Here is a 23,260-nt window from a genome sequence, read left to right as displayed (position 1 = left end):
GCGGCGGCGGCGTTCGATGGGGCGGCGTCGGGCAACGGCGCTGGCGGCGGCGGCGCTGCTCGCGGCTGGGACGGTGCCGTCGCGCGCCGCCACGGATGCCGCGCCTGCCGCCTTGGTCCAGGCCTATCAGAGCGGGCTGGCCATCCTCGGCTACGACCCCGGCGCGCTCGACGGCGTCTGGCGGCCGCAGGTCGACGCAGCCGTCGCGGCGTTCGCCGCGGAGCGCGGCCTCGACCCCGCAGACGGCAGCGGAGTCGCGTCGCTGCTGTTCGCCGCGGTCAGGCAGCGGCTGGCGGTGGAGATCGGCATGGACCCGACCGGCTGGTGGGACTTCGACTGGCAGGCCAGCGGCCTGCCGCCGTCCGGCGAGGTGCAATGGCCCTGCCAGGCAGGCGGGTCGTGGCGGGTGAGCGACGGCATCGTCTGGAGCGGCTGGGACGGCAGCGCGCCGCTGGTGCTGGCCCTTGCCGGCGACCGGCTGCAGGCGCTGTCGCCGGAGCCTGGACGATCGATCCCGGCAAATGTGTTCGCGGCCAGGGATGCGGACACCCTGCTGCGCACGGTCGACGGCACCACGGAGGTCTGGGTGCGGTGCGACGGGCCGCCTCCGCCGCCGATGCCCTGCACCGGCGGGACCGGCGAATGACGCGGCTGGGCCTGGCGTCGCGGCTGGCCGCGGCCGTCGTGGCGCTCGCAGCGATGGCTGGGGCGGGCGCGTCGGCCGAGCTGGCGCCGCCACAGCGGGTGCAGCTGGCGCAGAGCGCGCTCGGCATCCTCGACTTCGGTCCGCTCGCCGTCGACGGCATCGCCGGGGCGGCGACCGATCGCGCGCTCGCCGCGGCCGCCGCGGCATTCGGCTGGAACGACACTGCGACGCTGGACGCCGACACCGTCGATCGGCTGAACCGGGCAGCGGCCGCCGCGCTCGCCGCGCGACACGGCATCGCGTTCGACGGCCGCTGGACCCTGGACCCCGGCTGGTGGGACGACGACCTGACGGCCCGTGCCGGCCTTACCGGCCCGGTGTCTCTGGCCGAGGCCTGCGCCGCGCCGCTGCCGGTGACCTTCACCATCGACGGGCTGCTCTACGCGCCGGCGGGCGGCGGGCGTCCGTGGATCCTGATCGAGGAATACGACCGGCTGGTGCCGGTGCCGCCGGAGGGGCGCCCACCGTACAGCGAGGCGCATGGCTTCGCGGTCGTCGACGCCGATACCCTGGAGACCCTGACCGAAGGCGACACCGCGCGCTGGCGGCGCTGCCCGGACCCGTGAGGCGACGCTCTCAGCCGTCGTCGTCCCCGCCGTCGTCGTCCCCGCCGTCGTCGTCCCCGCTGTCGCTGTTCCCGTCGTCATCGCCGCCCCCACCACCGCCACCTTGCAGCTGGGCGAAGACCGGCAGGAACGCCTGGGTAAGGTAGGCGCCGAACTGTTGTGCCGGCGCGATCACGGTGCGCATGTCCACCCAGACCGGCCCGCCGGTCGACGGGTCGTAGGTGACCTGTGCGACGGCCGCGCCGATCATGTTGCCGCTGGCGACGCCGAGGAAGGTGGTCGCGACGGGATACAAGCCAGGCAGCTGTACGTCCTGCCCGCACAGAATCTCGATCTGCGCGCCCTGGCCGAGCAGGCTGGTCAGGCTCATCTGCGCGGCCTGCTGCGAGGTGATCGCGCCCGGCGGCGGCGTCGCGTAGATCTGGAAGGTGGCGGCGCCGTCGGGCGCCATGCCGCGCACCCCGATCGCGCTGCCCTGCTGCAGCGGCACCGCTTGCCATCCGCTCGGATAGTAGAATGCCAGCACCGGCGTCGTCGGGTGCATGAAGAAGGGCCAGTTCGGTTGGGGCGGGAACTGGACCACGGTCATCGCCTGGCGGCCGACCGTCACGTCATAGATGTATTGAAGCCCCTGATCGGGGCAGTTCTGCGCGGTGGCCTGCTGGCCGGCGAAGAAGACGAGCGGCAGGACGAAATACGCAGCACGCAAGCCACGCATGGTCATCACTCCCCACACCGCCGCGCCACATCGCCGGCGGCCGATCGACGGTGCGGCATGCTCGGCGACCGAGGCCGCGCTGTCATCGGCAACGACGCTACACCGGTAGCCGCACGCCAGCAACGCCGCTTGCGCGCCGGCCGGCCCGGCATTGACGGACTCGGGCGGCAGGCCTAGACCTATCCGGGCAAGTTGCAGTGCAGCACGGAGGCGCCGCGGCCCATGCCGGCCCCATCATCCCGTCCCCTCTCCCCGCACCTGCAGGTCTATCGCCTGCCCCTCCTGGCCAAATTGTCGATCCTGCACCGGATGACCGGTGTGGCCCTGTTCTTCGGCACCGTGATCTGGGTCTGGTGGCTGATCGCCGCCGCGGTCGGCGACGACGCGTTCGAGGCGGCACGCTGGTTCATCGGCTCATGGCTCGGCCAGATCATGTTGGTGGGCTGGACCTTCGCGCTGTTCTTCCACCTGGCCAACGGCATCCGCCATCTGGGCTGGGATGCCGGCCTCGGCTTCGAGCTGAAGGCGGCCAACGCGACCGGCTGGCTGGTGGTGATGTTCGCCCTTGGCATGACCGTGCTGGTCTGGGTGGCCGGCTACATCGTCTGGCTGGCCTGAGGGTGGAGGCGTGACCATGCAGAACCCGCTCTCGCGCGTCCGCGGCCTCGGCTCGGCCAAGGAAGGCACCGCCCACTGGTGGGCCCAGCGCGTCACCGCCATCGCGCTGGTGCCGCTGGTGGTCTGGTACGTCGCCTCGCTGGTCACCCTGATCGGGGCCGACCGGGCGCGGGTGGTGGAGTGGCTGCAGTCGCCCTTCGCCGCCATCGCCAGCGTGCTGCTGATCCTGGCCGTGTTCCACCACGCCCAGCTCGGCCTGCAGGTGGTGATCGAGGACTATGTTCACAAATCCTGGACCAAGCACACCTTACTGCTGCTGGCGAAGTTCGGCAGCGCCGTGCTGGCCGCCACCGCCATTTTCGCGGTGCTGAAGATCGCATTCGCCTGAGCCGGCCGTCCGCGCCGGTTCCGCAAGACGAGGTTCCGATGGGCAGTGCATACGATATCACCGATCACAGCTATGACGTCGTCGTGGTCGGCGCCGGCGGGGCCGGGCTGCGCGCCACCTTCGGCATGGCCGCCAAGGGGCTGAAGACCGCTTGCATCACCAAGGTGTTCCCCACCCGCAGCCACACCGTGGCGGCGCAGGGCGGCATCTCCGCCGCACTCGGCAACATGGGCGCCGACAACTGGCGCTGGCACATGTACGACACGGTCAAGGGGTCCGACTGGCTCGGCGACCAGGACGCGATCGAATACATGTGCCGCGAGGCGATCCCGGCGGTGATCGAGCTGGAGCATTACGGCGTGCCGTTCAGCCGCACCGAGGAGGGCAAGATCTACCAGCGCCCGTTCGGCGGCATGACCACCGAGTTCGGCGACGGTCCGCCGGCCAAGCGCACCTGCGCCGCGGCCGACCGCACCGGCCATGCCATCCTGCACACGCTGTACCAGCAGTCGCTGCGCTACGACACCGACTTCTTCATCGAGTATTTCGGCCTCGACCTGATCATGGACGAGGACGGTGCCTGCCGCGGCGTGATGGCCTGGAACCTGGACGACGGCTCGATCCACCGCTTCAACGCCAAGCTGGTGGTGCTGGCCACCGGCGGCTACGGGCGGGCCTATTTCTCCTGCACCTCGGCCCACACCTGCACCGGCGACGGCGGCGGCATGGCGCTGCGCGCGGGCGTGCCGGTGCAGGACATGGAGTTCATCCAGTTCCATCCGACCGGCATCTACGGCGCCGGCTGCCTGATCACCGAGGGCGTGCGCGGCGAGGGCGGCTTCCTGACCAATTCCGAGGGCGAGCGCTTCATGGAGCGCTATGCCCCCTCGGCCAAGGACCTGGCCAGCCGCGACGTGGTCTCGCGCTCGATGACCATCGAGATCCGCGAGGGCCGCGGCGTCGGCAAGGAGAAGGACCACATCCACCTGCACCTGGAGCACCTGGACGCCAAGGTGATCCACGAGCGGCTGCCCGGCATCGCCGAGACCGCGCGCATCTTCGCCGGCGTCGACGTGACCAGGGAGCCGATCCCGGTGCTGCCGACCTGCCACTACAACATGGGCGGGGTGCCGACCAACTACCACGGCGAGGTGATCAACCCGACCAAGAAGGACCCGGACCGGGTGGTGCCGGGGCTGATGGCGATCGGCGAGGCGGCCTGCGTCTCGGTGCACGGCGCCAACCGGCTCGGCTCCAACTCGCTGCTCGACCTCGTCGTGTTCGGCCGCGCCGCCGCCAACCGGGCGGTTGAGCAGGTCGAGCCCGGCGCGGCCAACAAGCCGCTGCCGCGCGATGCCGGCGACAAGGCGCTGGACCGGCTCGACCGCTTCCGCCATGCCAGCGGCGGCACCCGCACCGCGGCGCTGCGGCTGGAGATGCAGAAGATCATGCAGAACAACTGCGCCGTGTTCCGCACCGGCGAGGTGCTGGACGAGGGCACCAAGCTGATGGGCGAGGCCTGGGCCAAGCGCGGCGACCTGCAGGTCAGCGACCGTTCGATGGTGTGGAACTCCGACCTGATGGAGACGCTGGAGCTCGACAACCTGCTGGTCCAGGCCAAGGTGTCGATCGAAAGCGCCGCCAACCGCCAGGAAAGCCGCGGGGCGCATGCCCGCGAGGACTTTCCCGACCGCGACGACGAGACCTGGATGAAGCACACGGTGGCGTGGTGCGACGACAAGGGCAAGGTCAAGCTCGACTACCGCCCGGTGCACCTGCAGCCGCTGACCAACGAGGTCCAGAGCTTCCCGCCCAAGGCGCGGGTGTATTAGCAGGCCGAGCCACCGACCCGTAGCCCGGATGGAGCGATAGCGTAATCCGGGATGCCGACGCGGGCGCTGGGCGCTGGACCGCCCCGGATTGCGCTGCGCTCCATCCGGGCTACCGGGCGGATGCTCTCATTCTCACGGTCATTGCGAGGCGCCGTCAGGCGGCGCGGCAATCCAGGCGATTGCGCTGACGGTCCAGGGCGGCCGATGCGGCGGGCGGTTGACGTCGCACCCGTGATGTGTTCCTGTTATGTTCGAAGCTGCGCGGACACGTTGCCGATCCGGCGGCCGTGCCGCGGCCGGCGATGAACGATGGACATGAGCCTTTCCGGCATGGCTGCCACCATCCTCCACGCCGACCTCGATGCGTTCTACGCCTCGGTCGAGCAGCTGCTCGACCCCGCGCTGCGCGGTCGGCCGATCGCGGTCGGTGGCGGGGTGGTGCTGGCCGCCTCGTACGAAGCGAAGGCGTTCGGAGTGCGCGGCGGTATGACCGGGCGGCAGGCGCGCGAACTCTGTCCGCAGCTGGTCTTCGTCGGCGGGCACTTTGCCGAATACCAGCGCCTGGGCGACGCGGCGATCCGCGTGCTCGGCGACTTCACGCCGCTGGTCGAGCGCATCTCGATCGACGAGGCTTTCGCCGACGTCGCCGGCTGCACCCACCTGTTCGGCCCGCCGGCTGCGATAGCCGCCGCGGTGCGGCGCCGGGTGCGGGCGGAGCTTGGGCTGGCGATCTCGGTCGGCGTCGCCCGTACCAAGCACCTCGCCAAGATCGCCTCGCAGGTGGCCAAGCCCGACGGCCTCGTGGTGGTCGACCCGGCCGGCGAGCGCGAATTCCTGCACGACCTGCCGGTCGGGCTGATGTGGGGCGTGGGGCCGGTGACCGAGGCCAGGCTGGCGGCCGAGGTATCGTCACCATCGGCCAGCTCGCCGCCGCGGGCGCGGCCGGGTCGAGCGCCTGTTGGGCCGTGCCGCCGGTGAGAAGCTGTCGGCGCTGGCCTGCAACCGCGATGCACGCGCCGTGCGGACGCAGCACCGTGCCGGCTCGGCCGGGGCGCAGGCGGCGCTGGGCCGACGGCCGGCGGAGACGGCGGTGATCCGCCCGACGCTGCGCCACCTGGCCGACCGCATCGGCGGCCGGCTGCGCGCCAAGAACCTGGCCGGCCACACGGTGACGGTGCGCGTGCGCTTCGCCGACCTGCGCGCGGTCACCCACGCCGTCACGCTGCCGCAGCCGGTCGCCGCCACCGCCACCCTGGCCGAGGTGGCGGAGGAACTGGTCCGCGCCGTGCTGGCCGCCCATGCGCAGGAGCGCTTCCTGTCGCTGCTGGCGATCGCGGTGTCGCAGCTGGTACGTGCGCCCGCGATCCAGCTCGAGCTGCCGCTGGGGCTCGGCGACGAGGCGCTGCGGCCGGGCTCGCGCCAGGGGCTGGCGCGGGCCGATGCCGACCGTGCCGTCGACCGCATCCGCGCCCGTTTCGGCCGCGAGGCGGTCGGCTATGCATCCGTCGCCCTCGGCGGCCGCGGCGCGGTGCCCGACGCGTTCCGTGCGCTGGCGGAGAAGGAGCTGTAGCGGCGGGCATCGGTCGGTTCGGCTTGCCGGCTTCGCCGGATGCGGCCATGTATAGGGGCGAGGCGCGTCGCGCGCCGCCCCCGCATCGGCTGCCGGGCCCGCCTGGCGCCGTCCCGACTGGAGCCCGCCCATGGTTGAATTCGCGCTGCCGAAGAACTCGAAGATCAAGCCGGGCAAGCAATGGCCGAAGCCGGCGGGCGCGACCAACCTGCGCGAATACCGCATCTATCGCTGGAGCCCGGACGACGGCGAGAACCCGCGCGTCGACACCTACTGGGTCGACATGGACCGCTGCGGGCCGATGGTGCTCGACGCGCTGATCATGATCAAGAACGAGATCGACTCGACCCTGACCTTCCGCCGCTCCTGCCGCGAGGGGGTGTGCGGCTCCTGCGCCATGAACATCGACGGCACCAACACGCTGGCCTGCACCAAGGCGGCCGATGATGTGAAGGGCGAGGTCAGGATCTATCCGCTGCCGCACATGGCGGTGGTCAAGGATCTGGTGCCCGACCTGTCGCAGGCCTATGCGCAATACGCCGCGGTCAAGCCATGGCTGACCAATTCGACGCCGCCGCCGGAGCGCGAGCGGCTGCAGAGCCACGAGGACCGGGAGAAGCTGGATGGGCTCTACGAGTGCATCCTGTGCTTCTCCTGCACCACCTCCTGCCCCAGCTACTGGTGGAACGGCGACCGCTATCTCGGCCCGGCCGTGCTGCTGCAATCATACCGCTTCCTCGCCGACAGCCGCGACGACGCCAAGGGCGAGCGGCTCGACGCGCTGGAGGATCCGTTCCGGCTCTATCGCTGCCACACCATCATGAACTGCACCAGCACCTGCCCCAAGGGCCTGAACCCGGCCAAGGCGATCGGGTCGATCAAACAGATGCTGGTCGAACGGCGCGGGTAGGCGCCGGCCGTGCCCGACCAGGCGACGCTGCTGACCTATCTCGCGATCCTGCTGGGGTTTGTGTTCATCCCTGGGCCGGCGGTCTTGCTGACGCTGGCTCGCGCGACAAGCGCCGGTACGCGCGTGGGGCTGGCGACCGGACTCGGCATTGCCGTTGGCGACCTTATTCACACCGGGATGCTGGTCGTCGGCATATCGGCACTGGTTCTGGCGTCGGCGTTCCTGTTCACGCTCGTCAAGTATCTCGGCGCGGCCTACCTGGTCTATCTCGGCATCCGTGCGATCGTGGAGAAGTCCGCAGCGCTGTTGCCCGCATCCGGGTTGAGGGTCACGCCCGGTGCCGCCTTCAGGCAGGCGGTGATCGCCGAGGTGCTGAACCCGAAGTCGGCGCTGTTCTTCCTCGCGTTTCTGCCGCAGTTCGTGCGACCCGAGAATGGCGCGATCGAATTGCAGCTCATCATCCTTGGCGCGTTGTTTGTCCTCCTGGGCCTGCTGAGCACCGTTGCGGTGGCGCTTTGCGCCGGTCGCGTCGGCGCGTTCCTGCGCCGCAGCCCGACGATCCTGCGTTGGCAAGGCAAGTTTGTCGGCGGCATCTACTGCATTCTCGGCGTGAGATTGGCGCTGCAGGACAAATAGGGCGGGAGGCGCCGCGGCGCGTCGGCTTGTTCTTTGCGCGGGCGGATGCAACGGTCGCACGCGGAAATCTGAAGGGAACATCATGACCAAGAAACTGATTGCAGGCCTCGCCGCGGCCTTGCTGACCGGCTGTGTGTCGGCGGGCGGACCGTCGACCGGAACAGGGCCCAACGGTGCGGCGTCCTACCGCCATGTGCCGGTCGCCGGCCCGCAGGCCACTGGCGAGGAGCGCGCCGCCTGCGCGGCGGTCGGCGGCGAGATCCGTCCGGTCGGCTTGCTCGGCTGGGACAATTGCATCCAGCGTCTGCCCGACGCCGGCACGCCGTGCACCGATTCCGACCAGTGTCTCGGCCGCTGTCTGGTCGCCGGCGCAGGTGCCGAGTCCGGCCAGCCGGCCACTGGCCGATGCGAGCCGACCGACAGTCCGTTCGGGTGCAACCAGCAGGTCATCGGCGGCATCGCCGACGCCGAACTCTGCGTGGACTGACCGCCGTCCCGTGACCCTGTCGCCCGTACGATACGTCTTGAACTCGTCAACTTTGCTATGCAAAGTGATCTGCATAGAAAATCAGTTGGCGGAGGGATGTCATGGTGGACGGGGTGCATGAGGACGCGGCACCGCAGCGGCCACGGCAACAGAAGCGTGTCGATCTTGGCGGCTTTCCGGCCGGGATCACGGCACGCGCCTGCCTGATCGCAGCGATCGCGTTCGCGATGCTGGTGCCGCTGTTCCTGCTGGGACAGCTGGTCGCGGAACGGTCGCAGCGGCAAACCGAGGCGATCGACGCCATTGCGGAGAGCTGGGGCCGGCGCCAGGCGGTGGTCGGTCCGCTGCTGGTGGTGCCGATCCAGGAGGTGACGGAGACCGAGGACGGGCCGCAGGTCGCGATGGGCCATGCGGTTTTCCTGCCGGAAACGCTCAGCGTCGAAGGCGACGTGCCGGTGGAGACCCGTGCGCGCGGCATCTACGAGGCACTGCTGTACAGCACCGAACTGACCCTGACCGGCAGCTTCGCCCGGCCGGATTTCGCCGGCTTTCCGCCGGCGCGCGGCGTCGAGCGCACGATCCTGTGGGACCGGGCCACCCTGGCGCTCGGCCTCAGCGACGTTTCGGCAATCGCGGCGATGCCGGTCGCGACCTGGGGCGGGCGCAGCCTGACCTTCCGGCCCGGCGAGGCGACCCAGGGCATCGGCCGCGGCATCCACGCGCCGCTGGGCGCGGCGGGGCTGGGCTCGCCGGCCGGCGCCGACTCCGCCGTCGACTTCTCGATCAGGCTCGCCTTCAACGGCAGCAGCGGCCTGGCGGTCGCGCCGGTCGGCGCCACCACCGAACTTCGTCTGACCTCGGACTGGCCGCATCCGAGCTTCGGCGGCGGCTTCCTGCCGGACAGTCACGACATCGCCGCCGACGGCTTCACCGCCGCATGGAGCGTGTCGAGCCTGGCGCGGGCCTATCCGCAGAGCTGGCGCACCGACCACGAGAGCCACGAATACGATCTGCTGTGGTCGACGCTGGCGGTCGAACTGGTGCAGCCGGTCGACGTCTACACCCAGACCGAGCGGGCGGTGAAATACGGCATCCTGTTCATCGGGCTCACCTTCCTGGCGGTGTTCCTGGTCGAGATCAGGAGCGGCCGGCCGGTGCACCTGGTGCAATACGGCCTGATCGGTGCGGCACTGGCGGTGTTCTACCTGCTGCTGCTGTCGCTGTCGGAGCATGTCGGCTTCCTGCCGGCCTATGTCGCCGGCGCACTCGCCGTGCTGGCCGCGATCGGCTGGTACAGCGTCGGCGCGCTCGGCAGCGTTGCCAGGGCGGCGGGGGTGTCGGCGATCCTCGCCGGTCTCTACGTCGTGCTCTACGTGCTGCTGAGCCTGCTCGACTATGCCCTGCTGGTCGGCTCGTTCGTCGTCTTCGCCGCGCTGGTCGTCGCGATGGCGGCGACCCGGAACCTGCGGCACGAGCCGAAACCGTCCGACCCGCAGCCCGCCGCGGCGCCGGCGGCGTAGCGCAACGAAAACCCCGGCCCTTGGCAGGGGCCGGGGTTCCGAAAGGCAACCGGAACTGGCAGGGGCGGCGCCGCGGCGCCGCCCTTCGCTTCAGCAGATGTTGCCGCCGAGCAGGTTGCCGCTGGCGACCACGCCGCCGCCGGCGTCATAGAAGGTGGCGCGCTGACCCTGGAAGATCACGTTCTGGCAGTTGTTGAACGCGTTACGCTGCGGGATCGTATAGCAGATCTGGTTGCCGGCCACTGCCCAGCTGCCCTGGTAGTTGCCCTGGCCGTCGCGGCCCATCAGCTGGCCGGTCGGCCCGTGATACTCGCAATAGGCCGCACCGTTGTTGAGCGCGCCGTTGACCGAGAAGTTGGTGACCGTGTTGTAGATCTGCTGGCCGGTGGCATAGGTCGGGCCGAAGCTGCCCGGGCCGACCGGCACGCAGCTTGCCACCCCTGCCGCAATCACCGCCAAGCCGATCATCGTTACGCGCATAAGCCCATACTCCCGAAGAAAAAACCGTCGCCGGATCATCCTCCGGTTTCGGCAATCCTGTCAAACCCTCCACGGTGGCGTGCCTGCCACCGGCCGGCGCAGGACCGGCGCCGTTCAGGACGTGCACCATGGTGTGGTTGTGCAGCGACGACCGGCCGTCCCGGTTACGCACACGGAGGCAAGGGTGCGCCGCGAGCCGTGTCGGCGCGCTGCAAGCCGGACTGCCGTCTACGAACGCTTCGCCGCTTGGCGCTTGGGGGCGGGCGCCTATGCCGGGCCGGCCGCGACCTCCGGCACCGGCACGAAGCGGCCGCTCTCCTCGTCGAGCCACTCCAGCAGGCCCTCGCCGATGGAGAACCAGGCGCCGTGCAGCCTGAGCCGGCCGGCCGCCAGCGCGGTCGGCACCGGCGGGTAGGCCGCCAGGTTGGCCAACGAGTGAATGATCGCGACGTGCTCCAGCAGGCGCTGGCGCGCGTCGCCGCCGGCGCCGGGATGCATGCGGTCGACCTCGTGGCGTGCCGGCAGGGCCTCCTGCATCCATTCCGCGACGTGGTCGGCGCTGTGGTCGACACCGTCGTGCATCTGCAGGCAGGCGGCGATGCCGCCGCAGCCGCCGTGCCCCATGACCACGATGTCGGAGACGCACAGCGTGCCGACCGCGAAGGCGAGCGCGGCGCCCAGCGAGCGACTGCCGCGGCCGCTGGGCGAGGGCACTAGGTTGGCGACGTTGCGCAGAATGAACAGTTCGCCCGGCCGGGCGGAGAAGATCGTCGCCGGGTCGACCCGGCTGTCGGCGCAGGCGATCACCATCAGGTCGGGGCGCTGCCCGGCGGCCAGATCGTGGTACAGGCGGGCCTGGCTCGGATAGCGGTCCGCCCGGAAGTGCTGATAGCCGCCGAGGAGGCGGGAAGGGATCGTTCCCGCAACCTGTTCGGCCAAGCCTTGCGTCATTGGGCGGTGTTCTCGTCCGCTTCGATCAGTTCGCCCTGGGCGGCGCCCGGAACCAGCATGCGTAGTACCGCATAGCCGATCACGGCTGCAACGACCGAACCGCCCAGCACGCCCAGGCGCACGCCGGCGGCCGCCTCCGGCGCGGCGAACGACAGGCTGCCGATGAACAGGCTCATGGTGAAGCCGATGCCGGCGAGGAAACCGACGCCGGTCAGCCGCGGCCAGCTGACCCCGTCGGGCAGGCTGGCGACGCGCAGGCGCGTGGCCACCCAGCATGCTCCCAGAATGCCGATCGGCTTGCCGACCAGCAGCCCCAGCGCGATTCCCAGCGGAAGCGGGTCGAGCAGCGTGGCGAACGACGCACCGCCCAGCGGCACGCCCGCATTGGCGAAGGCGAAGATCGGCATCACGCCGAACGCGACATAGGGGAGGAGCGCGTGTTCCAGCGACTTCAGCGGCGGAGTTTTCCTTGGCGTCGCGCATCGGGATCGCCAGCGCAACCACGACGCCGGCCAGCGTCGCATGCACGCCGGACTTCAGCACGAACACCCACAGCACGATCCCGACCAGGATGTAGGGCGCGATCCGCGCGACCTTGAGCCGGTTCAGCAGCACCAGGGCGATCACCGCGGCGCCGGCCAGGGCAAGCGATTCCAGCGACAGGTTCGCCGTGTAGAACACGGCGATCACCACGATGGCGCCCAGGTCGTCCATGATGGCGAGCGCCAGCAGGAAGACCTTCAGCGCCAGCGGCACGCGGCTGCCCAGCAGCGCGAGGACGCCGAGCGCGAAGGCGATGTCGGTGGCGGCCGGGATCGCCCAGCCGTTCAGGTTGTCGGGCGTGCCCAGGTTGACCAATACGAAGATCGCCGCCGGCACGGCCATGCCGCCGATCGCGGCGAAGCCGGGCAGGGCGACCTGGCTCAGGCTGGACAGTTCGCCTTCGACGATCTCGCGCTTGATCTCCAGGCCGACCAGCAGGAAGAACACGGCCATCAGGCCGTCGTTGATCCACAGCAGGATCGGCTTGTCGATGGCGAAGGTGCCGATCTGGACGGTGGCGCGGGTATCCAGGATACCGAAATAATCCGCCGACCAGCCGCTGTTGCTGATCACCAGCGCCGCCACCGCGGTGGCGAGCAGAAAGATGCCGCCGGTCGCCTCGTGCTGGATGAATGCCCGTATCGCGCGCAGCGGCATGCGGCCTCCCCTTGCGTCTCCCTCCAGCAGAGATAGGAGAATGCGACGCGATATCAAGCGGTTGCGGGCACGCGTGGCGGCGATGCCGCTCAGCCGGCCAGAGCCTGCTCCAGGTCGGCGATCAGATCGGCCTCGTGCTCGATGCCGACGGACAGTCGCAACAGGTTGGCAGGCACTGGGCTTTCCGGGCCCTCGACGGTCCTGCGGTGCTCGATCAGGCTCTCGACGCCACCGAGCGACGTGGCCGGCAGGAACACCCGCGTGCGGGTCGCGACCCGCAGCGCCGCCGCGCCGTCGCCGTCCACCAGCAACGACAGCATGCCGCCGAAGCCGCCGGTCATCTGGCGTGCGGCCACCGCGTGGCCTGGGTGGTCCGTCAGCCCGGGATAGAGCACGCCGGCGAGCCGCGGGTGGCGCTCGAAATGGCGGGCGACGGCCAGCGCGTTGGCCGAGGCCCGCTCGAACCGCACGAACAGGGTGCGCAGCCCGCGGATCAGCAGCCAGGCGTCGAACGGCCCCGGCACGCCGCCGGTCATGGTGCGCAGGGTGCAGATGTCATGCCACCGGGCGGACTCGGCGGCGGCGACCAGCACGCCGGCCAGCACGTCGCTGTGGCCGTTCAGGTACTTGGTGGCGGAATGGAACACGAAGTCGGCGCCAAGCTGCAGGGGCCGGGTGGTGCAGGGCGGGGCACAGGTGCTGTCCACGGCTAGGTTCGCGCCTGCGGCGTGCGCGGCGGCGGCCGCGGCGGCGATGTCGGTGATCGCCCAGGTCGGGTTCGACGGCGTTTCGCACCAGACCAGGGCGGTGCGCCCGGTCTGTATCGCCGCCGACAGTGCGTCCGGATCGTTCTGGTCGAACAGGGTCAGCGCGATCCGCCCCTTCGCCGCCAGCCGCCGCATCAGCGCCTGTGCGCCGTAGTACATCACCTTGGGCGCGACCACGTGCGCGCCGGCATCGAGGCTGTCGAGCAGGCAGGCGATCGCCGCGATCCCGGAGGCGAACAGGCGGGCGGCGATGCCGCCGTCGAGATCGGCGAGCACCCGCTCCGCCAGATCGACGGTCGGGCTCGCGTTGCGGATGTAATTGTTCTCCGCCGCGCGCAGCGCATAGGCGCCGTCGCGAGCGAAGGTGGTGGCCAGGTGCAGCGGCGGCACGACGGCGCCGGTGGCGGCATCGAAACCGTTCAGGGCATGGGCAAGGCGCGTGCGTGGATCGGTCATCGGCTCGGACGCTGGAACGGAGGGCGGGCCCGCGCTGGGGCCCGCACCGATGCTATTGCGCGTCCTGCCGCGAGGCGAGCGCTATTCGCAGCTGCCGTAGTAGAGCCGGCCGATCAGGCAGGTGGTGCCGTTGGGCAACGCACAGCTGCCCTCGATCTCGTCCAGCGAGGCGTCGATGGTATCGACCATCGAGACCTCGCCGCCCAGCCAGGCGCAATAGCTGGCCGCCACGGTGGCATAGCCGGTGATCTTGCGGCCGCCCTCCGGGCAGTAGCCCTCTTCCATCGCCTCCAGCGTGCAGCCGCGGTTGTCCTCGAACTGGCAGAAGTTCGCGGTGGCGCCGCTGCCCAGCGTGATGATGCGGCCGTATTCGGCGCCCAGTGCCTGGCAGGCGCTGTTGACCGCCGCCTCGTCTTCGGCGTTTGCCGCACCGGCGAAGCCCGCGCCGCAGGCGAGTGCGATGCCGGCCGCGACCGCGATGGATCTGAACTGCATGGAAGTTCCCTTCTGTGCGGGAGTTGCGGGACGGGGCATCAATTGCCCAGCAATATGTCCATTTGATAGCGATTGAGGATGCCGGTCTCCTCGTCGCCCAGCGAGGCCTGGAACGCACTGACGGCCGCGCGGCTGGCCGGCCCGAACATGCCGTCGACCTCGTCCTCGTAGAAGCCGAGCGCTTTCAGCGCCGACTGGATCGCCTCGCGGGTCTCCTGGTCCAGCGACTGCGGCGGCACCATTGGCGGCTCGCGCTGCAGGTCGTCGATCCCGTAGATGCCGTCGCCGAAGGCAACCGCCAGCAGCCGGTCCGGCGCAACCAGCGCATAGTAGACGGTGGAGCCGATCTCCGATGCGCCGAAGCACTGGCTGTGCAGGACGGCGACGTCGCCGTCCGGCAGGCGCCCGCGCAACCCCTCCGCGATCGGCACGCCGTCGTTGTCGAACACCGCGTCGGCGCTGAGTTCGGCATAGAGCGCCTGGCCGTTCACCGTCTGGAACGCATGCTCGAAGCCGGCGGTGCATTCCGTTGCTGTCATCGGCCACTCCTGGCGGCCGCGGAACTGGACCGTGCCGTTCTCGGTCAGCCTGATCCCGCCGGGTCCGGAGACCTGGAACCAGTTCCCGAGCATGGCGCCGTGGTCCTGGGCCTGTGCCGGCAGGCTCGCCGATGCGATGCCGACCGCGGTGGCGACAGCCGCCGCGGATCTGAAGATGGTCTGCTTGTTCATCGGCTTCCCCCTGGGATCGGTGGGCCGCGCCTGACCGGCACGGCCGCTTCAAGAACAGATGTTGCCTTCGTTCAGCCGCCCCTCGGCGGCGAGCGCGCCCTCGGCGAAAATGGCGATCCGGTCGCCGGAGATCACCGCTCGCGCGCAGCTTCGCCTGTCGCCGCCCTGCTCGAAGGCATAGCAGATGGCGTTGTCCTCGATCGTCCACGAGCCGCTGACCAGGGCCGGGTCGCGCCCGATGAAGCGGCCGCTCTCGGCATGGTACAGGCAGACGGCGGCACCGTCCGCCCGGGTGCCGACCAGGCTGGTGTCCGGCAGCGCCCGCGCCAGGGCGTCGGCATCCGCAAAGGCCGGAACGTCCGCATCGGCGCAGCCGACCAGCGCAAGGCCGGCGCCGATCGCCGCCCACCATGCAGGCGGCCGAGGCGGTTGGGCTGCTGTCATGGTGTCGCCGCGACTCCTCCCATTCACATCCGGGCGCGAAGCTTAGTGGCGAATTGGGGCGTCCGCGAGGCGCTTCGTCGCGCCGCGGCGGCAAGGCCGGCGCAACGGAACCTTAACCCTGAACGCCGCCATATTGGCCCGCCGCAAGCGAGGACCCCGGCCATGGACGGATCGGCAGCGCCGCCGACCAGCACAGCTACGATCGCGTCGCCGCGCCTGGCGCCGGCCGAGGCCTGCGGCTGCCTGCTGGTCGTCCCCAGCGCTGCGCTGGCGCCGGCCGAGCTGCAGGCGGAATTCGGGCCGGTGCCGACGGGCATGGTGCCCTATCGCGGCCGCCCGGCCTATGCCCACATCGTCGAGCAGAACGACGTCGATGCCGCGGTGATCGCGGTTTCGGCGAATGCCGCCCCGCTGTGCGAGCACGTCGCGCACGCGTTCGGCACGGGTGCCGCCTGCGTCGACGTCGGCCGCACCGAGAGCCTGGGCGAGACCGTCTGCGCGGTGCTGGACGACTGGGTCCTGCGCGGCCTGCCGCCGCCGCGTCAGCTGCGCATCCAGTTCGCCGACACGCTGGTCGAGCTCGACGACGGCGCCATCCCCGACGCGACCACGATCTTTCACGGCCAGGCGGTCGACCTGTTCCGCTGGACCTGCTTCACCGTCGACGACGATGGCGCGATCGACCGCTTCATCGAGAAGGGTGCCGACAAGGCCGGCGACGACGTCTATGGCGTGGTGATCGGCGCCTTCGCCATCGCCGACGTCACCGATTTCCACGTCCGCCTGCGGATGGCCTGCGCCGCGGGCCCTGCCGAGGGCGTCGACCCGTTCTATGTGGCCCTACGCGAGCACTACAATGCGACGCCGGCGCATCGGCGCGCGCTGCGGCCGGTGCGCGGATGGACCGACCTGGGCCATCTCGACACCTACTACGCCGCCCGGCGCAAGGCGGGCATGAACGCCCGCGTTTTCAATGCACTCGATGTCAGCGACCGCCGCGGCGTGATCCGCAAGACCAGCGCGAACAGCGGCAAGCTGGTCGACGAGATCCGCTGGTACCTGCGCCTGCCCAAGACGCTGGCCCACCTGGCGCCCCGGGTGCTGGACTACGACCTCGACCCGGTCGACCCGTTCGTCGAGATGGAGTTCTACGGCTACCCCGCGCTCAGCGACATGTTCCTGTATGGCGCGCACGACGGCGGGGTGTGGGAGCGGGTGATGGCGGCGCTCGGCGATGCGCTCGACCTGATGGCCAGCCACCGCTACGCGCCCGCCGACGGCCGCACGCTGACGACGGCGCTGCGCGCGGTGTACCAGCAGAAGACGGCGGAACGGATCGCGGCGCTGCCTGCGGACGGCCTGCCGGTGCTGTTCGGCGGCGACACGGTGACCATCAACGGCGTGCGCCGGCCCGGCCTCGCCGCGATGGTGTCGCAGCTGCCGCGGCTGGCCGATGCGGTCGGGCTTTACGACTGCGACGCGTTCAGCGTCGTGCACGGCGATTTCTGCCTGTCGAACCTGCTGTTCGACCGGCGCAACTGCTTCCTGCGCTGCATCGACCCGCGCGGCCGGTTCGGCGCCTTCGACATCTACGGCGACCCGCACTACGACCTCGCCAAGCTGATGCACAGCTTCGTCGGCGGCTACGACTTCCTGGTCAACGGCCTGGTGCGCGTCGACGTCGACGGGCGCGACGACATCCGCTTCGCGACCCTGCGCCAGCCGCATCATCGCATGGTCGAGACGCTGTTCCGCCGCTGGCTGGCACGGCGCGCGGCCGATGCGCTGCCGCGCATCCGGCTGATCGAGGCGCTGCTGTTCGTCAGCATGACGCCGCTGCATGCCGACCGGCCGCAGGCGCAGGTGGCGATGATGGCGACCGGGCTCGACCGTTTCGGCCGGCTGGCCGAGGAGGCCGGCATCGCATGACCGCGACGATCATCGTCACCATGGCCGGCGAGGGGCGGCGCTTCCGCGACGCCGGCTTCGACCTGCCGAAATTCGCCATTCCGGTGCACGGCCGCACCCTGCTCGACTGGTCGCTGTACAGCCTGACGCGATTCGCCGCGGCGCGCGCCAGGGTGGTTTTCGTCGCCCGTGCGGCGGACAATGCCATCGGCGCCATCGCGCGTGCCTGCGCCGCCACCGGCTTCCAGGACTGGTCGGTGGTGACCGTCGACGGCCCGACCGACGGCCAGGCCACCACCGTGCTGCGGGCGGAGATCGCGGTCGCCGACCCGCAGGAACGCCTGCTGGTCTACAACGTCGACACGCTGGTCTGGCCAGGCGCACTCGACCCTGCCGCGTTCCGCGGCGACGGCTGGATTCCGTGCTTTCCCGGCGCCGGCGAGGCCTGGAGCTTCGCCCGCGCCGACGCCGCCGGCCGGGTCGCCGAGGTGCGCGAGAAGCGCCGGATCTCGGCCGACGCCACCGTCGGCCTGTACGGCTTCGCCAACTGGCAGGCATTCCGCGCCGCCTACGATGCGACCTATGGCGGCGGCGCGCCGCGCGAGGCCGGAGAATGCTATGTGGCGCCGCTGTACAATGCGATGATCGCGGCGGGTGCCGACGTGCGGCTCAGCCGGCTGCCGGCGTCGGCGGTGGTTCCGCTCGGCACGCCCGACGACGTCGCGCGATTCGCCGCGACCGTGCCGGTCGAACCCGACTTCGCCCCCCGCCGGCGCGAGGCCGCTGCTTGACCCAGCCGATCATCCTGCTGAAGGGGCAGTCGCAATACGGCGCCCTTCGGCTGCATGTCGACCAGCTGGCCCGTGCCTTCCAGGCGCTGGGGCAGCCGACCTGGATCTTCGACTACGCCACCGACGGCATGGACCGGCTGATCCGCGCGCTCAACGAGGGCTGCCGCGCGGTGGTGTCGTTCAACGGCATCGGCCTCGACGTCGCGGTCGACGACAAGCCGTTCTACGACGTGGTCCAGGTGCCGCTGCTCACCCTGGTGGTCGACCACCCGGCGCACCATCACAAGCGCCTGGCCGCGGCCGGCAGCCGGGTCGTCGTCGACCTGATCGACCGCAGCCACCTGGCCTGGCTGCACGACGTGTTCGGCGCCGACCGCTTCGCCATCGCCGGCGTACTGCCGCCGGGCGGCAACATCGAGACCGCACCGGCCGATGCCGACGCCGACGGGTTCCTGGCCCGGCGCGACATCGCGCTGCTGTTCACCGGCACCTATCGCGGTGCGCCGGAGCGGCCTTGGTCCGGGCTGGCCAGCGCCTTCGTGCGCCGGATCCTGGATGCGGCGGCCGACCTGTGCCTGGCCCACGACATGCTGCCGGTCGAGGAAGGGCTGCGCCGCGCGCTGACGGCGCTCGACGTCGCGCTCGCCGGCCCGGTGCGCCAGCAGTTCTGGCGGCTGTCTGCGATGCTGACCGACTACGTGCACAGCCTGCGCCGGCATCAGGCGCTGAACGTGATCGGCGCATCCGGCCTGCCGCTCAGCCTCTACGGCCGCGACTGGGAGCCCTATCTGGAGGCGCATCCGCACGTGGCCTATGGCGGCGAGGGCAGCTTCGAGGAAACGCTGCACCACCTGCAGCGCACCCGGATCTGCCTGAACACCAACACCAATTTCGTCGCCGGCGCCCATGAGCGGGTGTTCGCGGCCCAGCTGGCCGGCGCGGCCGTCTGCACCGATGCCAGCGCGTGGTATGCCGACCACTATGCCGACGGCGAGGACATCCTGCTCTACCGCTGGACCCGGCTCGACGCGCTGCCGGCGTTGCTGCGGTCCCGGCTCGACGATCCCGCGGGCCTCGCCGCCATCGCGCTGGCCGGCCGGGCAAGGGCGGAGGCTTCTCACCGCTGGAGCCACCGGGCCGAGGTCCTGCTCGGCCAGATCGACCTGCACTACGGATTCGGGCGCTCCCAGCCGGGGCACTGAGCCGCATTGCCGCGGCCGCGGATTTCCGCTGAAATGCCCGTGGCGCGATGGCCGGCGGAGGACAGCATGCGGCTCAGCGAAGACCAGTTGGCGGCATTCGACCGCGACGGCTGGCTGATGATTCCCGAGGCGTTCGCGCCGGCGGAAGTCGCGCTGCTGAAGCGCGAGGCCGACCGGGTCTATGCGCTCGACCGGCCCGAGGTGTTCCGCGAGAAGGACGGCAAGACCGCACGCACCGCCTTCGCCGCCCACACCTACAACGAGGCGTTCCGCCGCCTGGGTCGCCACCCGCGGCTGGTCGAGCCGGTCGAGCAACTGCTCGGCGGCCCGGTCTATATCCACCAGTACAAGATCAACGCCAAGGCCGCCTTCGACGGCGACGTCTGGCAATGGCACCAGGACTACGGCACCTGGGCGCGCGACGACGCGATGCCCGAGGCACGGGCGATGAACGTCGCGCTGTTCATCGACCCGGTGACCGAGTTCAACGGCCCGCTGATCTTCATTCCCGGGTCGCACAAGCAGGGCGTGATCGAGGCCGGACACGACGTCACCACCACCTCATACCCGCTGTGGACCCTCGACAAGGACACGATCCGCAAGCTGGTCGCCCATGGCGGCCTGGTCGCGCCGAAGGGCCCGGCGGGCAGCGTGCTGATGTTCCACGCGAACCTGGTGCACGGCAGCCCGAGCAACATGTCGCCATTCGACCGCACCATCGTCTATCTGAGCCTGTGCCGTACCGACAACCACATCCGCCAGTTCAAGCGCCCGGAATGGATCGCCCACCGCGACTTCGCGCCGATCGCCTGCCTGGCCGACGACTGCCTGGACGAACTGGTCCACGCCGCGGCGGCGTGAAACACGGAAGGTCGAGATGAACCTGCATGCCCTGATGCGCGCACGGGCCGACCGGCCGGTGCGGGTCGGCCTGATCGGCGCCGGCAAGTTCGGCGCCATGTTTCTGTCGCAGGTGCCGCACATGGCCGGCATCCATGTCGCCGCCATCGCCGACCTTCGGCCCGACGGCGCCCGCGCGCGGCTGGCTGCGGTCGGCTGGCCGGCGGGCCGCGGCGATGCGGCCGACCTCGACCAGGCACTGCGCGACGGCGGCACCTGGGTCACCGACAGCGTCGACGCCATGCTGGCCGAGGACCGGATCGAGGTGGTGATCGACGCCACCGGCGACCCGGTGGCGGGCGTACGCCATGCGCTGGCCTGCTTCGAGCGGGGCAAGCACCTGGTGATGGTCAACGTGGAGGCGGATGCGCTGGCCGGGCCGATGCTGGCGGAACGCGCGCGTGCCGCCGGGGTGATCTATTCGCTGGCCTATGGCGACCAGCCGGCGCTGATCTGCGAGCAGGTCGACTGGGCGCGCGCCTGCGGCCTGACCGTCACCGCGGCCGGCAAGGGCACGCGCTATCGGCCGGAATTCCACCAGTCCACGCCCGACACCGTGTGGGGCTATTACGGCCTGACGCCCGAGCGGGCCGCGGCCGGCGGCATGAACCCGAAGATGTTCAACTCCTTCCTCGACGGCACCAAGTCCGGCATCGAGATGGCGGCGGTCGCAAACGCGACCGGTCTGACGCCGAGCCCGGCCGGCCTCGGCTTTCCTGCCTGCGGGGTCCACGACCTTGCCCGGATGATGCGGCCGAAGGCGGACGGCGGCTTCCTCCACCACAAGGGCCAGGTCGAGGTCGTTTCCAGCGACGAGTGGGACGGCCGGGCGGTTGTCGGCGACCTGCGCTGGGGCGTCTATGTCGCCTTCGAGGCACCGAACGACTATGCCGCGCGCTGCTTCGGCGAATACGGCCTGATCACCGACCCGTCGGGCCGCTGCAGCGCGCTGTGGCGGCCCTACCATCTGATCGGGCTGGAGCTCGGCGTGTCGGTGGCCAGCATCGCGGCGCGCGGCGAGGCGACGGGTGCGGCCCAGGCCTGGCTCGGCGACGTGGTGGCCACCGCCAAGCGCGACCTCGCGCCCGGCGAGGTGCTCGACGGCGAGGGCGGCTACACCGTGTGGGGCAAGCTCTATCCGGCGGAACGGTCGCTTGCGGTCGGCGGCCTGCCGATCGGCCTTGCCGACAAGGCCCGTCTGCTGCACCCGGTCAAGGCCGGCCAGCCGGTCCGCTGGGCCGACGTGGCGCTGGACGAGAGCGAGGCGGCGGTGAGGCTGCGCCGTGAGATGGAACTGGCCTATGCGCCGGAGGCGGCCGACGCCGCCGAATGACGCTCAGGCCGTGGCCTGCTTCGGCCGAACCGCGATCTTCTCGATCACGCCGAGGATCGCCATGCGGCCGAAATCGCCCTCGCGGAACGGACAGTCGATCGACTCGATGTCGATCTCCTCGCCGTAGAGGCCGGTGATGGTGCCGCGGACCATGTGGCAGCGGCCGGTGGCAGCCACTTCCTCGTAATAGTCGACCAGGTCCTTCGCCCAGCGGCTGTCGGACTTGCCGTCGATCGAATCGGGCGTCTTCGCCGACGGGAACAGCGCGTGCACCTCCTCGCCCTTCAGCGTGAAGAACCACGAGCGCGCCGCCAGCCGCTTGACCAGGAACACGCTGGCGATGATCGACGGGTGGTCGGTGATGTCGAACTGCGACCAATAGGGCGGCAGGCCGCCGGCCGCACGCCGCCACCACTCGAACATGTAGCGGACTTTCTCGCTCGTGCAGTCGATGTCGTCGTCCAGCCGCGAGACCACCGCACCCGTCAGCGACGAGTTCTCGCGTTGGCTCGACGGTGGAACGACGGCAGCAGGGGGCATCGTTTTGCGCATGTCGCGACTATTTCCCGAGGCGTGTTAATATTCGATTTTCAGGTAGATTTCTCGCGCGCGTCTCAAATTCCATTTGGACCGAGTGGAATCGCCGTGCCGGCGCACTGGCTGCCCGCCGGACGGCTTGCCGTGTCGTCGAAAATGGGCCAGAACCGCGCGGCCCGCTGAGCCGTCGGACCGGCCGGCCGCGTCCACCGATGAAGTCAACCATGCCGCCTCCCGCGATCCTGTCGATCCAGTCCCATGTCGCCTTCGGCCATGTCGGCAACGCCGCCGCCGTGTTTCCGATGCAGCGGCTGGGTTACGAGGTCTGGCCGATCCACACGGTGATGTTCTCCAACCACACCGGCTATCCGTCGTTCCGCGGGCCGGTGTTCGCGCCGGACGACCTGGCCAGGGTGGTGCTCGGCATGGACGAGCGCGGCGTGTTCGGCGGCTGTGCGGCCGTGCTCAGCGGCTACATGGGCACACCGGCGCTGGGCGAGGTGATCCTCGATGCAGTGGCGCGGGTGCGCGCCGCCAGTCCCGCCGCCTTCTACTGCTGCGACCCAGTGATGGGCGACGTCGGCCGTGGCGTGTTCGTGCGCGCGGGCATCCCCGAATTCATGGCTGCCCGCGCCGTCCCGGCCGCGCGGGTGGTCACGCCGAACCAGTTCGAGCTGGAACTGATGACCGGCACGCGCACCGACACGCTGGCGGCCGCCCTCGCCGCCACCGCCATGCTCAGGGCCGGCGGCCCGGAGTGGGTGCTCGTCACCAGCCTGATCCGCTCCGACGCACCCGACGACGCGATCGAGATGCTGCTGGCGGGCGCCGACGGCGCCTGGCTGATCCGGACGCCGCGCCTGGAGTTCCCGATCGCGCCGAACGGATCCGGCGACGCCACGACCGCGCTGTTCCTGGCGCATCTGCTGCGGCACGGGTCCGGGCAGGCGGCCCTGGAGGCGGCCACCGAGGCGATCTACGCGATCTTCGAGGCGACCGCGGCCGCGGGCACGCGCGAACTGCAGCTGATCGCGGCGCAGGACGCGATCGCGTCGTCGCGGCCGGGCGGCCGCTTCCGCGCCGCAAAGGTCGCCTGAGCGGACGGCCGGGCGCC

At 70.6% G+C, this 23,260-nt stretch carries 23 protein-coding genes and 2 pseudogenes; 16 read left to right on the top strand and 9 right to left on the bottom strand.

All coding sequences use genetic code 11. The annotated features are described in order from the left end of the window. Positions 1-16: 16 nt before the first annotated feature. Positions 17-646, top strand: a complete 630-nt coding sequence (locus R3F55_18240; protein MEZ5669333.1) for a peptidoglycan-binding protein — start codon at positions 17-19, stop codon at positions 644-646. Then, positions 643-1,272: a hypothetical protein gene (locus R3F55_18235; protein MEZ5669332.1), complete on the top strand. Its 630-nt coding sequence runs from the start codon at positions 643-645 to the stop codon at positions 1,270-1,272. Before R3F55_18240 ends, R3F55_18235 begins: the two co-directional genes overlap by 4 nt. Positions 1,273-1,282: 10 nt before the next feature. On the opposite strand, the gene R3F55_18230 is transcribed toward R3F55_18235, so the two are convergent. Then, entirely contained in the window at positions 1,283-2,113 is an 831-nt protein-coding gene (locus R3F55_18230; GenBank protein MEZ5669331.1) for a hypothetical protein, read from the bottom strand. A 99-nt stretch (positions 2,114-2,212) separates the two neighbouring features. Between R3F55_18230 and sdhC the strand changes: the two genes are divergently transcribed. The 8 genes and pseudogenes from sdhC to creD all read left to right on the top strand — a co-directional run bounded on the left by sdhC (position 2,213) and on the right by creD (position 9,951). Next, positions 2,213-2,608 (top strand): succinate dehydrogenase, cytochrome b556 subunit, encoded by a 396-nt coding sequence (sdhC, locus tag R3F55_18225; protein ID MEZ5669330.1) that lies wholly within the window; start codon positions 2,213-2,215, stop codon positions 2,606-2,608. Positions 2,609-2,624: 16 nt separating this feature from the next. Then, positions 2,625-2,996 carry a succinate dehydrogenase, hydrophobic membrane anchor protein gene (gene sdhD / locus R3F55_18220; GenBank protein ID MEZ5669329.1) on the top strand — a complete coding sequence of 124 codons (372 nt, stop codon included), beginning with the start codon at positions 2,625-2,627 and terminating at the stop codon, positions 2,994-2,996. 38 nt (positions 2,997-3,034) lie between these two features. Next, positions 3,035-4,828 carry a succinate dehydrogenase flavoprotein subunit gene (sdhA, locus tag R3F55_18215; GenBank protein MEZ5669328.1) on the top strand — a complete coding sequence of 598 codons (1,794 nt, stop codon included), beginning with the start codon at positions 3,035-3,037 and terminating at the stop codon, positions 4,826-4,828. 330 nt (positions 4,829-5,158) lie between these two features. Continuing rightward, positions 5,159-6,398, top strand: a pseudogene (gene dinB / locus R3F55_18210) (DNA polymerase IV). A 130-nt stretch (positions 6,399-6,528) separates the two neighbouring features. Further along, positions 6,529-7,308 (top strand): succinate dehydrogenase iron-sulfur subunit, encoded by a 780-nt coding sequence (locus R3F55_18205; protein MEZ5669327.1) that lies wholly within the window; start codon positions 6,529-6,531, stop codon positions 7,306-7,308. A 9-nt stretch (positions 7,309-7,317) separates the two neighbouring features. Continuing rightward, positions 7,318-7,944 carry a LysE family translocator gene (locus R3F55_18200; GenBank protein ID MEZ5669326.1) on the top strand — a complete coding sequence of 209 codons (627 nt, stop codon included), beginning with the start codon at positions 7,318-7,320 and terminating at the stop codon, positions 7,942-7,944. Between the two features lie 82 nt (positions 7,945-8,026). Continuing rightward, positions 8,027-8,431 (top strand): hypothetical protein, encoded by a 405-nt coding sequence (locus R3F55_18195; protein MEZ5669325.1) that lies wholly within the window; start codon positions 8,027-8,029, stop codon positions 8,429-8,431. A gap of 101 nt (positions 8,432-8,532) precedes the next feature. Next, complete coding sequence (gene creD, locus R3F55_18190; protein MEZ5669324.1) at positions 8,533-9,951, top strand: cell envelope integrity protein CreD; 1,419 nt, start codon at positions 8,533-8,535, stop codon at positions 9,949-9,951. 90 nt (positions 9,952-10,041) lie between these two features. Here the strand turns inward: creD and R3F55_18185 are convergent, their stop codons facing one another. From R3F55_18185 to R3F55_18155, 7 genes and pseudogenes are all read right to left on the bottom strand, one after another. Continuing rightward, the gene (locus R3F55_18185) at positions 10,042-10,431 is read right to left on the bottom strand and encodes a hypothetical protein (protein MEZ5669323.1); all 390 of its coding nucleotides are present in this window, start codon (positions 10,429-10,431) and stop codon (positions 10,042-10,044) included. Between the two features lie 267 nt (positions 10,432-10,698). Beyond that, positions 10,699-11,241: a carbonic anhydrase gene (locus R3F55_18180; GenBank protein MEZ5669322.1), complete on the bottom strand. Its 543-nt coding sequence runs from the start codon at positions 11,239-11,241 to the stop codon at positions 10,699-10,701. A 137-nt stretch (positions 11,242-11,378) separates the two neighbouring features. After that, positions 11,379-12,582 (bottom strand): annotated as a pseudogene (gene nhaA / locus R3F55_18175) (Na+/H+ antiporter NhaA). A gap of 89 nt (positions 12,583-12,671) precedes the next feature. Beyond that, positions 12,672-13,805, bottom strand: coding sequence for a PLP-dependent aspartate aminotransferase family protein (locus R3F55_18170; GenBank protein ID MEZ5669321.1), 1,134 nt, complete (start codon positions 13,803-13,805; stop codon positions 12,672-12,674). A gap of 81 nt (positions 13,806-13,886) precedes the next feature. Then, positions 13,887-14,300, bottom strand: a complete 414-nt coding sequence (locus R3F55_18165) for a hypothetical protein (protein ID MEZ5669320.1) — start codon at positions 14,298-14,300, stop codon at positions 13,887-13,889. A 38-nt stretch (positions 14,301-14,338) separates the two neighbouring features. Then, positions 14,339-15,031: a peptidoglycan-binding domain-containing protein gene (locus R3F55_18160; protein ID MEZ5669319.1), complete on the bottom strand. Its 693-nt coding sequence runs from the start codon at positions 15,029-15,031 to the stop codon at positions 14,339-14,341. A 48-nt stretch (positions 15,032-15,079) separates the two neighbouring features. Beyond that, positions 15,080-15,475 carry a hypothetical protein gene (locus R3F55_18155; GenBank protein MEZ5669318.1) on the bottom strand — a complete coding sequence of 132 codons (396 nt, stop codon included), beginning with the start codon at positions 15,473-15,475 and terminating at the stop codon, positions 15,080-15,082. Positions 15,476-15,637: 162 nt separating this feature from the next. Between R3F55_18155 and R3F55_18150 the strand changes: the two genes are divergently transcribed. From R3F55_18150 to R3F55_18130, 5 genes are all read left to right on the top strand, one after another. Continuing rightward, positions 15,638-17,404, top strand: a complete 1,767-nt coding sequence (locus tag R3F55_18150) for a phosphotransferase (GenBank protein ID MEZ5669317.1) — start codon at positions 15,638-15,640, stop codon at positions 17,402-17,404. Then, complete coding sequence (locus R3F55_18145; protein MEZ5669316.1) at positions 17,401-18,174, top strand: NTP transferase domain-containing protein; 774 nt, start codon at positions 17,401-17,403, stop codon at positions 18,172-18,174. Before R3F55_18150 ends, R3F55_18145 begins: the two co-directional genes overlap by 4 nt. Beyond that, complete coding sequence (locus tag R3F55_18140; protein ID MEZ5669315.1) at positions 18,171-19,376, top strand: glycosyltransferase; 1,206 nt, start codon at positions 18,171-18,173, stop codon at positions 19,374-19,376. The genes R3F55_18145 and R3F55_18140 overlap by 4 nt, the downstream gene beginning before the upstream one ends. A 66-nt stretch (positions 19,377-19,442) precedes the next feature. Next, positions 19,443-20,237, top strand: a complete 795-nt coding sequence (locus R3F55_18135; GenBank protein ID MEZ5669314.1) for a phytanoyl-CoA dioxygenase family protein — start codon at positions 19,443-19,445, stop codon at positions 20,235-20,237. Between the two features lie 16 nt (positions 20,238-20,253). After that, complete coding sequence (locus R3F55_18130; GenBank protein MEZ5669313.1) at positions 20,254-21,609, top strand: SAF domain-containing protein; 1,356 nt, start codon at positions 20,254-20,256, stop codon at positions 21,607-21,609. A 3-nt stretch (positions 21,610-21,612) separates the two neighbouring features. Here the strand turns inward: R3F55_18130 and R3F55_18125 are convergent, their stop codons facing one another. Beyond that, positions 21,613-22,161: a hypothetical protein gene (locus R3F55_18125; protein ID MEZ5669312.1), complete on the bottom strand. Its 549-nt coding sequence runs from the start codon at positions 22,159-22,161 to the stop codon at positions 21,613-21,615. A gap of 209 nt (positions 22,162-22,370) precedes the next feature. Between R3F55_18125 and pdxY the strand changes: the two genes are divergently transcribed. Next, positions 22,371-23,243, top strand: a complete 873-nt coding sequence (pdxY, locus tag R3F55_18120; GenBank protein ID MEZ5669311.1) for a pyridoxal kinase PdxY — start codon at positions 22,371-22,373, stop codon at positions 23,241-23,243. Positions 23,244-23,260 lie beyond the last annotated feature (17 nt).

This window comes from Alphaproteobacteria bacterium (assembly GCA_041396705.1).
Taxonomy (GTDB): domain Bacteria; phylum Pseudomonadota; class Alphaproteobacteria; order CALKHQ01; family CALKHQ01; genus CALKHQ01.
Note: the sequence above shows the minus strand (reverse complement) of the source record. Positions and strands in the feature narration are given on the sequence as shown.